The organism is Buttiauxella sp. 3AFRM03, assembly GCF_003675305.1.
In the GTDB taxonomy this organism is placed as follows: domain Bacteria; phylum Pseudomonadota; class Gammaproteobacteria; order Enterobacterales; family Enterobacteriaceae; genus Buttiauxella; species Buttiauxella ferragutiae.
Genome location: NZ_CP033076.1, coordinates 2,737,764 through 2,749,679, shown reverse-complemented (window position 1 = coordinate 2,749,679; position 11,916 = coordinate 2,737,764). Strand labels below are relative to the sequence as shown.

Genomic DNA, 11,916 nt, shown 5'->3' with positions numbered 1-11,916 from the left:
GAGACGCCAAAAACAAAAACCGCTCGAAAGAGCGGTTTTTTTATGCCTGAAATAAATCAAAAATCAGTTAGCTAAAGGCAGGCGACGATACAGTTCAATCATGTCTTCGGCTAAATCCTGAATCACCATCGCATTCATCAGGTGATCCTGCGAATGAACAGTAATCAAGTTAACTGGCAGTTTGCCAGTACCTTCGTCTAAGCCGATAAGCTGGGTCTGGATTTTGTGAGCATGTTTCACAAACTCACGGGATTCTTCCATCGCTTGTTGAGCTGCTGCAAAATCACCTTTGCGTGCCATTTGCAGAGCTGTCAGTGCCTGGCTACGTGCGCTACCGGCATTGACCAACAATTCCATGATAATCGTTTCTAAATCTTCCACGTCTTATGACTCCATCATTTTCATGGCTTTATCCAGCACGACATCGCCTTTCATCATGCCGTAATCCATCATATCGATGACAGCCACGGTTTTACCCATGGGTTCTGCAATCGCCTGTAGCTTGGCGTGTTCATATTTAACTTGTGGGCCTAACAGCACAATATCGGCGGTGTCGATATTGTCTTTGAATTCGGCAACCGGCACTGCCTTGATAGAGACTTCAATACCTTTCTTCTGAGCGGCGTCCTTCATGCGTTGGACCAAAATGCTAGTCGACATACCCGCTGCACAACACAAAACGATATTCTTCATAGATCTGCTCTCAGTGTCCGTTGGATATACAGATAATTATCCGTGACGCCTCGATACAACAACCGCTTTGCGATGATTGTGTGTGAGGTATCACAAAAGAAACTCGTATGAGCTGAAACCGGTTACATATCGCGTTTCCCTGGTAGCTTGCGATTGTGGCGCTGCTCACAAAACCAGCTTAATCCTGGTAAACCTCATTGTGCTCCATTGACAGAAAACCCTGAACTACATAGTCTTCAATTTAGTGGTATATACCACTTACATCAAAACCAGCACAGTGAGCCACAACATGCAAAATTTCACTGCTTTTATGGAAAGGAAAATATTGCCTCTGGCAATGAAGATTGAAGGGAATGATTATCTCTCGGCCATTAAAGATGGCTTCATTCGGATTATGCCATTTTTAATTATTGGTTCTTTCTTTTTGCTGATAGCGAATTTACCTATTCCCGGTTATAGCGAATTTATTATTCGAATTTTCGGAGAGCATTTTATTGGGCAACTGAATTATATTCTTGATGCCACTTATTCTGTGATGGCATTGCTGGTGGTAGTCAGTACCAGTATCAGCCTCGCAAAGCGCTGGCAGTTAAATGAAATATCCTGTGTGTTAATTTCACTGGTGGCTTTTTTAATTGTTACGCCGTTCAGAATGCCACAAGAAAATGGCGACGCAATCACGGATGTCATTCCGACCTTTGCGCTTGGTGCGCAGGGGCTTTTCCTGTCTTTAATTGTCACGCTGGTGGCGGTTCGGCTCTACAGGTTGTTCAACCATCCACGGCTGATGATTTCAATGCCGGACAGCGTTCCGCCAGCGGTTGCCAATAGCTTCAGCTCGCTCATTCCGTCATTTTTGATTGTTGTTATCTTCTGGCTGCTTCGTCTGGTCTTTGAAATCACACCGTTTGGTACGGCCCAGGAGATGATTTTCAAAGTGCTGCAAGCACCGATGATGCATCTTGGTAACACGCTACCATCGCAGATGGTTGCAGAGTTCTTTGTCAGCTTCTTCTGGTTTTTCGGGCTGCATGGCGACTCTATCGTTACTGCCATCATGGGGCCAATCTGGCGTTCATTAACGCTTGAAAACATGCAGGCAATGAAACAAGGATTACCACCGGTCAACATCATTACTCAACAGTTTCGTGATGTGTTTTTGATTTGTGGCGGGACTGGATTTACCCTGGCGATGCTGTTGGTGATGTTGTTCCGCGCGAAGAGCAAACGCATGCGTGAAATCGCCAAACTTGCCTCTCCAGCCGCCATTTTTAATATTAATGAGCCCATTATATTTGGCGTTCCCATTGCTCTAAATCCACTGTTGTTTATCCCCTTTATTATCGTTCCGGTTGTGCTTTGCGTCATAACCTATAGCGCTATGGCTTTTGGCTGGCTGCCATTGACATCGGGTCTGGAAATTCCCTGGACTACACCTATTTTCATCAGCGGTTTTTTAATCTGCGGCTGGAAAGGTATGTTGTTCCAGGCCATTAACCTCGCGGTCGCGATGACAATTTATTATCCGTTCGTTATGACGCTGGATAAGCAGTATCTGCGAGAAGAAAACGAGCTAGAAGAAAATATCGTTAATCAGGATGAAATAGCCCTGGAATATAAAGAAGGATTACGTAATGAATAATAAATTAAAGATAGTGACCATCGGTGGCGGCAGTTCATATACGCCGGAGATTATCGAAGGTTTTATCCAACGCTATGCAGAAATGCCGATTAAAGAAATCTGGCTCGTGGACGTAGAAGCCGGACGCGAAAAGCTCGAGATTGTTGGTAACCTGGCAAAACGCATGGTTGAGGCTGCTGGCATCGACTGCCAGGTACATCTCACCCTCGACAGGCGAGAAGCGCTGAAAGATGCTGATTTTGTCACCACCCAACTACGTGTGGGGCAACTTGATGCGCGTATTAAAGACGAACGTATTCCATTGTCACATGGGCTAATTGGGCAGGAGACAAACGGTGCGGGCGGGCTGGCCAAAGCTTTGCGCACCATTCCGGTCATTCTGGATATCTGCCGCGACATGGAAGAGCTTTGTCCGGACGCGTGGCTGATTAACTTCACCAATCCGAGTGGCATCGTCACTGAAGCGGTTATCAAGCACAGCAAAATTAAATGCGTTGGGCTATGTAATTTATCCCAGTCAATGCAACGCATGGTGGCAGAAATTCTCGGTGTAGATAAATCTCGCTTCTTGCTGCAACTCGTTGGCTTAAACCATTTCCTGTATGGCACCCATGTCTACATGGATGGCAAAGATGTCATGCCAGACGTGCTGAAAAACCTTAAATATGACACTGAACACAAACCGAAAAATATCCCGGACATTCCGTGGCTTCAGGAGCAAATCCAGCATCTTGGCGTGATCCCATGCCCATATCACCAGTATTACTACGCCACCAGTGATGTGCTGGAAAAGCAGCTTCAGGAATTCGAAGAACATGGAACTCGTGGCGAAGTGGTGCAAGCGGTTGAGCATGAGTTATTTGAGCTGTACAGAAATCCACAGCTGCATGAAAAACCAAAACTGCTTGAGCAGCGCGGTGGGGCTTATTACTCCGAAGCAGCCTGCGAGCTAATCAGTGCAATTTACAACGATAAAAATCTCCTGATGACAGTTAACGTGCGCAACAACGGGGCAATTCGTTCACTGCCGGATAACGTCGCCATTGAAACGACCTGCGTTATTGGGCGCTACGGTGCGATTCCGCTGAACAACGATCCGTTGCCTGCCACTGTTTCAGGTTTAGTTTCTCTGATGAAAGCCTGGGAAGAAATGGCGGTCGAAGCCGCTGTCACCGGTGACTACGGTGCAGCTTTGCAAGCGTTAACCCTGAACCCGTTGGTTCCTTCGGGAAAAGTAGCAAAAGTGGTGCTTGATGAATTACTCGAAGCGCACCGCGAATATCTGCCGCAATTCTTTAAGGAATGAGATTTTTACGGCTGCGCATTCTGAAGAGGTCGCCACGGTTGTAACTCCACGAGTAGTTAAACACCGTGCCGTCCTCAAGCCAGGTGCTCTCTTTGATGTGCAACATGGGGGAGTTAACGGGGATGTCTAGCAGGGCCGCCATTACATCGTCAAACAAGCTGGCTCCTACCATTGAGTCTGTGCCGCCGATTTTTTGCTGGCACTTCTCTTCGATGAAGGCGTAAAGCGAGTGGTTTTGCAGAACGTCGTCGTCAATGGCATCGACAATCGCTAACGGAATGTAGCTGTCCTCAACTAGCACCGGCGTGCCATCAAACAGGCGAACGCGGCGGATAGCATGTACAGGCTCGTTTTCAGGCACGCCAAACTGGTTTGCAAGGTATTCACCGGCAGGTTGCTGGACATGGTAAATCAGCCGGCTGGTGATGGTGACTTTGCCACTGAGTTCTTTCGTGACGCCTAGCGCACTGCTTTCGCCGTCTGGGTTGAGCAAATAAACCGGTGGCGCAAAAGCGCGATTTACGTAGGTACCTTTGCCGACCACTTTTTTAACCAGGCCTTCTTGTTCCATATGGGCAATGGCTTTTTGCACCGTAGCACGCGTGACCTGGTAGGTTTCCGCCAGTTCGCGTTCAGAAGGGATCAGGGAGCCAACCGGGTACTTTTGGTTCTGAATATCGCTTTTCAGCGTATCGCGAATAAGGATGTACACCGGTTTCATGGTTCCCCCGATAGGGTTGTTAACGAATAAAAGTGCGAGTGTCGGCATGCTAAAGCAATTTTCCGGCGCGGCGCAAGTTCCATAAGAGGTGGAAAATAAACATGTTAAATCATAATGAAGCGTACTGGCAGCAAAAGGGAGCCAGTTTAACCGTTGAAGCCATCGTGGCTCAGCCACGTCTGTGGGAAGAAGGGCTAGCACAAATCAAAGCGCGTCAGTCGGATGTTGAAGCATTTTGGGCTAAATGCGATCCCGGTATGCGTATCCTCATTACTGGCGCGGGTTCATCTTTGTTGGCTGCACAGGCGAGCGTGAATTGGTTGCGTAGTGTGGTACCAAATCAAATTGATGTGGTGCCGGCAACCGACCTGGTACTCATGCCTGAAAGCTTACAAGAAAATACCGTGTTGGTTTCTGTGAGTAGTTCAGGTAACACACCAGAAACCGTTAAGGTTGTGGAGCGTGCTCTCGCAACGTATCCGAAAATGCGCCACCTCGCGGTGACAAATAATGCCAGTAGCCGCCTGGCTCAGCTTGCGCAGCAGCATCCCGAAGGGCTTTTTGTCCCGGTACCAGAGGGCACCTCTAACGGTAGCTTTGCCGCCACTTCCGAATTCACGGTTCCCCTGTGGTATTTGATGTTGCTGGTGGCTCCTGCGGGCTGGCCTGAAGCAGAAAAAGTCCTGCCGATTTTACAACGTGGTTTGAACCATTTCCTGGGCACCTATGCCGCGGATATCGAACAGTGGGCGGCAGAGTCTCGCAACAATGTCGTGGTGGTGGGTTCCCTGTCGCTAAAAGCCGTTGCCTGTGAAACCAGTCTCAAACTGCTGGAAATGGGTAACGGCCAGGTGATGACAGCCTGGCATTCAATGCTGGAATTCCGCCATGGGCCAAAGCTTATTATCAACCGCGATGCCACCGTCATCGGTTATCTTGCCGCGCGTGCCGACATCCACCGCTATGACAGTGACATGATGGCGGAGCTGACACGTGAGCGAAGCGCCACCGCGCAAATTATTGCCATCGGTCATGATGCTCTACCTGCTAGCGCTAAACCGGGGGATCGTTATTTTCATTTTGCCTCTCCGGAACTGGCGGATTACCACGAATCGTGGGCTACGTTAATTTATGTGGTGTTCGCACAACTGGCTGGGCTTTACCGTGCTATTGAGCTGGGCGTCACGCCTGATACGCCTTCCCGTGATGGTAAAGTCGCGAAGGTCGCGAAAGTCACCGTCTACTAATGGGAAGGTGGGGCGGCAATGAGAAGGGATGAGTTCCCGCCCCAGCCGGGTTTGCATTCCGACAGGGGCGACAATATTTTACTGAAGCCATCAAGACAACGGTGAATGAACCACTCTTCGGCACGGCTCGGGAAGCATTTTGCTTGTCCTGCAAACTTGCAATGCTACTGCGAGGCTCTTCCCAAAAAACTATCCCAATCCTTCCAGACAGGTTGTAAACCGGAATGTGTTAAGGCGGCTGCAACTTCTGCAGGTGTGCGTCCGTCGTGTGGCGCAAACTGTTCAAGCTCGGGATGATTATCGGCGTAGCCTCCGGGCTGGGTTTTGGAGAATGCACTGACGTTATTAATCGCAAGCGGGATCATATGGTCGCGGAACCAGGGCGATTCACGGGTAGAAAGCGAAAGCTCCACGTCTGGCGAAAGCAGACGAAACGCGCAAATCACCTGCACCAGCTGGCTTTCTGTCATCACCGATGCCGGTTCTACGCCACCTGCGCAAGGGCGTAATCGTGGAAATGAAATCGAATAGCGGCTTTGCCAGTAGTTTTGCTGAAGCCATAGTAAATGCTCTGCCACCATAAAACAGTCGGTACGCCAGCTATCCGATAAACCAATTAACGCACCGAGGCCAATTTTATCGATCCCCACACGACCAAGCCTGTCCGGTGTTTCCAGCCGCCAAAAGAAGTCCTGTTTGTTACCGCGCAAATGATGTTGCGCATAGACTGCCTGATGATAGGTTTCCTGATAAACCATGACGCCATCCAGGCCGAGGGTTTTCAGTTCGCCATACTCATGTTCATCCAGCGGCTGAACCTCCATTTGCAGCGAGCTGAACTGGCGACGAATCGTGGGCAGGTGCTGGCGGAAATAATCCATTCCCACTTTGCTCTGGTGTTCACCGGTCACCAACAGCAAATGCTCAAAGCCTAATTTGCGAATCGCCGCGCATTCCCGTTCAATCTCGTGCTCGTCTAGTGTTTTACGTTTGAGTTTGTTGCTCATCGAAAAACCGCAGTACGTGCAGTCGTTAGCGCACAGGTTCGAGAGATAAAGCGGCACGTAAAAACTCACCGTGTTACCAAACCGCTGGCGAGTTAAATGCTGTGCCTGCTGTGCGAGCGGTTCCAGATATTGGCTGGCTGCGGGCGAAAGCAGTGCCATGAGATCGTCGCGAGTGATTTTGCTGCTGCTCAATGCCCGTTCTACATCGGCAGCTGTTTTGCTGTTGATGCTAAGCCGGATGTCGTCCCAGTCCAGTTCACGCCAGCGGTCAGTGAAAGTTCGGGCCATCACGCATCCTCCTGGCCGAATTGCAGAAATTGCGTTAGTGGGCTGGAAGCCTGCGCATGCTGGTGGCGAGAGCCCAGTCCAGACTGCGCCGCGATTGCACCAGCTTCCACGGCCAAACGAAAAGCGTGTGCCATCTGAACTGGGTCGCGTGCCACAGCAATGGCGGTGTTAACCAGCACTGCGCAAGCCCCCATTTCTAACGCTTCCGCGGCGTGGCTTGGCGCACCAATTCCCGCATCAACTATCACCGGCACCCGGGCTTGCTCGATGATAATCTCCAACAGCGCCCGGGTTTGTAAGCCCTGATTTGACCCAATGGGAGCGCCTAACGGCATTACCGCCGCGCATCCTGCCTCTTCAAGCCGTTTGCACAAAACTGGATCGGCACCGCAATAAGGCAGTACCACAAACCCCAGTTTGACGAGCTTCTCAGCCGCTTTCAGCGTTTCGATCGGGTCGGGTAACAAATAGCGAGCATCCGGATGGATTTCCAGTTTTAGCCAGTTTGTGCCGAGCGCTTCACGTGCCAATTGGGCAGCAAAAATCGCTTCTTCAGCTGTTTTTGCACCGGAAGTGTTAGGTAGCAATTGCACGCCAGATTCGAGTAATGGCGCGAGGATCGCATCGTTATGGTTACGCAAATCGACACGTTTCATCGCCATCGTGACTAACTGTGAGCCAGAAGCGCGAATCGCTTCAACCATCATCTGTGGTGAGGAGAATTTCCCGGTGCCTGTAAACAAGCGTGATGAGAAGGTTTTATCAGCAATCTTTAGCATGTTAGCCCCCGGCTATAGCCTGAAAAAGCAGGATCTGGTCGCCATCATTCAACAAATAAGTTTCCCATTGCTCACGCGGAATGATGGTTTGGTTGATCGCCAGCGCGACGCCTGGCTGCAAGAAACGCAATTGTTCCAGCAGCTTTGCCAATGTCAGGTTTTCCACGCATTGTATCGGCTCGTCGTTAAACTGAATGTGCATCTTGCCCTCCGCATACCGGGCAGCCCGCCGCTTTCTGCATAGCGAGGGTGCGCCAGCTATGTTGACGGCCGTCGAACAGGCGCAAAGAACCGCTGGCCGGGAGCATTCCGCTCAGTAGTTTTATCGCTTCCAGTGCCTGCAATGTTCCCATTACACCCACCACCGGGCCGATGATTCCTGCGGTGCGGCAATTACGTTCCGGCTCGTGTTCATCCGGCCACACACAGCGATAACAGCCATTTTCCCACGGCGGTGTCAGCACCATCAGTTGCCCGCCAAAACCGACTGCGCTGGCGGAAATCAGCGGCTTGCTATGCGTAACGCACGCCGCGTTAATAGCATGACGCGTTGCCAGGTTGTCGCTGCAATCCAGTACTAAATCGGCGTTTTTTACCGTCTGCCTGAGTAATTTTCCCGCCAGCCGTTCACTAATAACCTGAAGTTCGATATCAGGATTAAGTTGCTGTAGATGGCGTTGGGCGACCAGGGATTTTGGTTGGTCTAGATCGTTTGAAGTGAACAAAATCTGGCGCTGAAGATTGCTAATATGCACAAGGTCATCGTCAGCCAGAATCAGCGTACCAACGCCCGCGGCAGCCAGATACAGCGCGGCTGGCGAACCTAGTCCGCCAAGCCCGACGATTAACACTTTGCTGGTGAGCAGTTTTTGCTGCCCTTCAATGGAGATGTCTTCCAGCAGCATCTGGCGGCTGTAACGCATGAAATCGGCATCATTCATCGCCGGCTCCCACAAGCTCCAGTAGCTGTGCGGTTGCCGCTCGCCAGTCTGGAGCCAGAGTAATTGCGCTCACCACCGCGACACTGCCCACGCCCGTGGCAAGCACCGCCGGAACGCGTTCAATACTTATCCCACCAATGGCGACAGTCGGGTAATCGCCCAACGTTTTGATATGCGCTGCGAGTTGCGAAAGCCCTTGCGGGGCCGACGGCATCTGCTTGGTGTTGGTAGGGAAAACATGCCCCAGCGCAATGTAAGAGGGGCGCGCCGACAGGGCGCGATCCATTTCCATATTGTCATGCGTGGAAAGCCCGAGGCGCAGGCCCGCATCGCGAATGGCATCCAGATTGGCAACGTCCATATCTTCCTGGCCCAGATGTACGCCGTAAGCGCGATGCTTGATTGCCAGTTGCCAGTAATCGTTGATGAACAGACGAGCTTTGGAGCTATGGGCGAGTTTGATTGCCGCAACAATATCGGCTTCAACCTCATCGTCACGCTTATCTTTGATACGCAACTGAATAGTGCGCACGCCTGCTTCTAGCAAACGGGCAATCCATTCAACGCTATCTACTACCGGATACAAGCCCAGCCGTAGTGGGACAGGGGGGAAAGCGGATTGATTTATCACACTTCCTCCTGACGCAGATAAATTTCGCCACCTTTCGCACGGAAAGATTGCGACATGTCTTCCATACCAACTTCAATGGCTTGTTTGGCGGCGAAATCGCGGACTTCCTGGGAGATTTTCATTGAGCAGAACTTTGGCCCGCACATCGAACAGAAGTGCGCAACTTTGCCGGATTCCTGCGGCAACGTTTCATCGTGATAAGCGCGCGCGGTGAACGGGTCTAACGCGAGATTAAACTGGTCTTCCCAACGGAATTCGAAGCGCGCTTTTGACATGGCGTTGTCGCGGATTTGTGCGCCAGGGTGGCCTTTTGCCAGGTCTGCGGCATGTGCTGCAATCTTGTAAGTAATCAGCCCTTGTTTCACATCTTCTTTGTTTGGCAGGCCGAGATGCTCTTTTGGCGTGACATAACACAGCATCGCGCAACCAAACCAGCCGATCATCGCAGCACCAATGCCTGAAGTGAAATGGTCGTAACCTGGTGCGATGTCTGTGGTTAACGGCCCGAGGGTATAGAAAGGTGCTTCGTGGCAATGCTCCAGTTCTTCGGTCATGTTGCGGCGGATCATCTGCATCGGCACATGTCCTGGGCCTTCAATCATCACCTGTACGTCATATTCCCAGGCGATTTTGGTTAACTCGCCCAGCGTGTGGAGTTCAGAGAATTGAGCTTCATCGTTGGCATCCTGAATAGAGCCAGGACGCAGGCCGTCGCCTAAAGAGAGTGAAACGTCGTAAGCCGCGCAGATTTCACAGATTTCGCGGAAGTGCTCATACAGGAAGTTTTCCTGATGATGCGACAGGCACCATTTCGCCATAATCGAACCACCGCGCGAAACAATCCCGGTGAGGCGTTTGGCGGTCATCGGCACGTAACGCAGCAGCACACCGGCGTGAATCGTGAAATAGTCCACGCCTTGCTCGGCCTGTTCCAGGAGTGTGTCGCGGAACATTTCCCAGGTCAGGTCTTCGGCAATGCCATTCACTTTCTCCAGCGCCTGGTAAATGGGCACGGTGCCGATGGGGACCGGGCTGTTACGCAATATCCATTCACGGGTTTCGTGAATATAGCGGCCGGTAGACAGATCCATCACGGTGTCAGCACCCCAGCGCGTTGACCACACCAGTTTTTCTACTTCTTCTTCAATCGACGACGTAACCGCCGAGTTACCGATATTGGCGTTCACTTTCACCAGGAAGTTACGTCCAATAATCATCGGCTCGGATTCGGGATGGTTGATGTTGGCGGGGATAATTGCCCGTCCAGCAGCCACTTCGTCGCGCACAAATTCCGGCGTGATATTTTCTGGCAGACGAGCGCCAAAACTCTGGCCTGGATGCTGGTGGCGTAACACTTCATCGCGAATGCGTTCGCGACCCATGTTTTCACGGATGGCGATGAACTCCATTTCTGGCGTCACTTTTCCCTGGCGTGCATAGTGCAGTTGCGTGACGGCTTTCCCGGCTTTAGCCCGCTTAGGCGTGAGCTGTGTTTCGAAACGCAATTCATCCAGACCGTCATCGGCCAGGCGCTCTTTGGTGTAGGCAGAACTGCTATCGGTCAGGATTTCGCAATCATCACGTTCGGTAATCCAGTTTTCGCGCAGTGGCGAAAGACCGCGCAGGACATCAATGCTGATTTCCGGGTCGCCATACGCGCCAGAAGTGTCATAAACCGGGATGGCATCATTGGGGGTGAACTGGGGATTTTCTTTACTGCCGCCCGTGGCGGTTGGGCTAAGTTGGATTTCACGCATCGGGACGCGGATATCTTCACGCGAGCCGGTAAGGTAAATGCGCTGAGAGTTAGGGAAAGCAGTGCCTTCCAGGGTATTGATAAAATGTTGGGCAGCAGCGCGCTGTTCGCGGCGGTTTGATTTTTTTTCAGTAATAGACATAGCTCATTCCAGTAAATATCAAGGAGTGGCTTGTCAGAACAACGGAGGAGTAATGAATGTGGACCGCCCGCGCACGGGTGAACCCAAAAGCAGAATTACTCTTGTTCCCTTCGCAGGTATTAGCCTGATCAGGTTCCGCGGATCCCGAATTAACGGTCTCAGCCGGTGCTTGACGCACTCGGCACTCCGACAAGAAGAAACCCGTATTACTACGGGTCGCTATGTAAACTACTCGTTAACAACGCAGAACTCAAGCAGGGCGTGCCAGCCCGCCGCTCTCATTAGCACTGTTATCTAAATCGTGGTTGGATGCTAACAGAATGAGCTTATCTTCCAGCGAAAAACGTGATTCCAGCGCTTCACCGATACCGGACAACGCTTTCTGGAACTCAATGTAGTTATCATCATCGATCGCGCTCTCGAGATGCGAATCGTAGAAATCCATGATGTGCTGGGTATTGGCTTCAATCTGAGAGTAGAGGTGAGTGGCGGCTAAATGTGGGTTACTGCCTTCCATTTCACTGATAATACGTTCATAAATATTGAAATGGCCGGATGAAAGATAATCCACCAGGTTGTGGCAAAAATTATCCAGAGCCTTTTCATCGAGCGCAGTATGGGATTCCTTGTTAGGCTTTATCCCAACCATATTGTAGTAAGCCACCAATAATTGTTTGCGGGCATGAAGCCATTGGTCGATTAACGCATTACTACCACCAACGCGCTCAGTCAGATTTTCTAACTGGTTAAGCATGATTGACTC

At 51.0% G+C, this 11,916-nt stretch carries 13 protein-coding genes and 1 riboswitch; of the genes, 3 read left to right on the top strand and 10 right to left on the bottom strand.

All coding sequences use genetic code 11. The annotated features are described in order from the left end of the window. Positions 1-63 precede the first annotated feature (63 nt). Entirely contained in the window at positions 64-381 is a 318-nt protein-coding gene (locus tag D8682_RS14300) for a PTS lactose/cellobiose transporter subunit IIA (RefSeq protein WP_064541387.1), read from the bottom strand. A gap of 3 nt (positions 382-384) precedes the next feature. Further along, positions 385-693, bottom strand: a complete 309-nt coding sequence (locus D8682_RS14295; protein WP_064541379.1) for a PTS sugar transporter subunit IIB — start codon at positions 691-693, stop codon at positions 385-387. Positions 694-982: 289 nt separating this feature from the next. Between D8682_RS14295 and D8682_RS14290 the strand changes: the two genes are divergently transcribed. After that, positions 983-2,335, top strand: coding sequence for a PTS sugar transporter subunit IIC (locus D8682_RS14290; RefSeq protein ID WP_121814553.1), 1,353 nt, complete (start codon positions 983-985; stop codon positions 2,333-2,335). Beyond that, positions 2,328-3,641 carry a 6-phospho-beta-glucosidase gene (locus D8682_RS14285; protein ID WP_121814552.1) on the top strand — a complete coding sequence of 438 codons (1,314 nt, stop codon included), beginning with the start codon at positions 2,328-2,330 and terminating at the stop codon, positions 3,639-3,641. Before D8682_RS14290 ends, D8682_RS14285 begins: the two co-directional genes overlap by 8 nt. Here D8682_RS14285 and D8682_RS14280 read toward each other — a convergent pair. Next, positions 3,631-4,410 (bottom strand): GntR family transcriptional regulator, encoded by a 780-nt coding sequence (locus tag D8682_RS14280; RefSeq protein WP_083963232.1) that lies wholly within the window; start codon positions 4,408-4,410, stop codon positions 3,631-3,633. The genes D8682_RS14285 and D8682_RS14280 overlap by 11 nt on opposite strands. A 53-nt stretch (positions 4,411-4,463) precedes the next feature. On the opposite strand from D8682_RS14280, the gene D8682_RS14275 reads away from it, so the two are divergent. Further along, positions 4,464-5,609: an SIS domain-containing protein gene (locus D8682_RS14275; RefSeq protein WP_064541375.1), complete on the top strand. Its 1,146-nt coding sequence runs from the start codon at positions 4,464-4,466 to the stop codon at positions 5,607-5,609. A gap of 164 nt (positions 5,610-5,773) precedes the next feature. On the opposite strand, the gene thiH is transcribed toward D8682_RS14275, so the two are convergent. The 7 genes from thiH to D8682_RS14240 form a co-directional block, all read right to left on the bottom strand. Continuing rightward, complete coding sequence (thiH, locus tag D8682_RS14270; RefSeq protein ID WP_121814551.1) at positions 5,774-6,904, bottom strand: 2-iminoacetate synthase ThiH; 1,131 nt, start codon at positions 6,902-6,904, stop codon at positions 5,774-5,776. Then, on the bottom strand, positions 6,904-7,683 hold the full coding sequence (gene thiG / locus D8682_RS14265) for a thiazole synthase (protein ID WP_064541368.1): 780 nt from the start codon (positions 7,681-7,683) through the stop codon (positions 6,904-6,906). The genes thiH and thiG overlap by 1 nt, the downstream gene beginning before the upstream one ends. 1 nt (position 7,684) lies before the next feature. Further along, positions 7,685-7,885, bottom strand: coding sequence for a sulfur carrier protein ThiS (thiS, locus tag D8682_RS14260; protein WP_064541363.1), 201 nt, complete (start codon positions 7,883-7,885; stop codon positions 7,685-7,687). Beyond that, a complete protein-coding gene (locus D8682_RS14255; protein WP_121814550.1) occupies positions 7,869-8,624 on the bottom strand; it encodes a HesA/MoeB/ThiF family protein in 756 nt (251 codons plus the stop codon). Before D8682_RS14255 ends, thiS begins: the two co-directional genes overlap by 17 nt. Further along, positions 8,617-9,252: a thiamine phosphate synthase gene (thiE, locus tag D8682_RS14250; protein ID WP_121815709.1), complete on the bottom strand. Its 636-nt coding sequence runs from the start codon at positions 9,250-9,252 to the stop codon at positions 8,617-8,619. Before thiE ends, D8682_RS14255 begins: the two co-directional genes overlap by 8 nt. Further along, entirely contained in the window at positions 9,252-11,153 is a 1,902-nt protein-coding gene (gene thiC / locus D8682_RS14245) for a phosphomethylpyrimidine synthase ThiC (RefSeq protein WP_121814549.1), read from the bottom strand. Before thiC ends, thiE begins: the two co-directional genes overlap by 1 nt. Positions 11,154-11,241: 88 nt before the next feature. Next, a riboswitch (TPP riboswitch) is annotated at positions 11,242-11,352 on the bottom strand. Between the two features lie 51 nt (positions 11,353-11,403). Next, on the bottom strand, positions 11,404-11,907 hold the full coding sequence (locus tag D8682_RS14240) for an Rsd/AlgQ family anti-sigma factor (RefSeq protein WP_064541354.1): 504 nt from the start codon (positions 11,905-11,907) through the stop codon (positions 11,404-11,406). Positions 11,908-11,916: the final 9 nt, after the last annotated feature.

What these genes read in the sequence shown, in the direction of transcription:
- D8682_RS14295 (WP_064541379.1), bottom strand. Translation starts at nt 693, where the DNA reads ATGAAGAATATCGTTTTGTGTTGTGCAGCGGGTATGTCGACTAGCATT.
- D8682_RS14290 (WP_121814553.1), top strand. Translation starts at nt 983, where the DNA reads ATGCAAAATTTCACTGCTTTTATGGAAAGGAAAATATTGCCTCTGGCA.
- D8682_RS14285 (WP_121814552.1), top strand. Translation starts at nt 2,328, where the DNA reads ATGAATAATAAATTAAAGATAGTGACCATCGGTGGCGGCAGTTCATAT.
- D8682_RS14280 (WP_083963232.1), bottom strand. Translation starts at nt 4,410, where the DNA reads ATGCCGACACTCGCACTTTTATTCGTTAACAACCCTATCGGGGGAACC.
- D8682_RS14275 (WP_064541375.1), top strand. Translation starts at nt 4,464, where the DNA reads ATGTTAAATCATAATGAAGCGTACTGGCAGCAAAAGGGAGCCAGTTTA.
- thiH (WP_121814551.1), bottom strand. Translation starts at nt 6,904, where the DNA reads ATGGCCCGAACTTTCACTGACCGCTGGCGTGAACTGGACTGGGACGAC.
- thiG (WP_064541368.1), bottom strand. Translation starts at nt 7,683, where the DNA reads ATGCTAAAGATTGCTGATAAAACCTTCTCATCACGCTTGTTTACAGGC.
- thiS (WP_064541363.1), bottom strand. Translation starts at nt 7,885, where the DNA reads ATGCACATTCAGTTTAACGACGAGCCGATACAATGCGTGGAAAACCTG.
- D8682_RS14255 (WP_121814550.1), bottom strand. Translation starts at nt 8,624, where the DNA reads ATGAATGATGCCGATTTCATGCGTTACAGCCGCCAGATGCTGCTGGAA.
- thiC (WP_121814549.1), bottom strand. Translation starts at nt 11,153, where the DNA reads ATGTCTATTACTGAAAAAAAATCAAACCGCCGCGAACAGCGCGCTGCT.
- D8682_RS14240 (WP_064541354.1), bottom strand. Translation starts at nt 11,907, where the DNA reads ATGCTTAACCAGTTAGAAAATCTGACTGAGCGCGTTGGTGGTAGTAAT.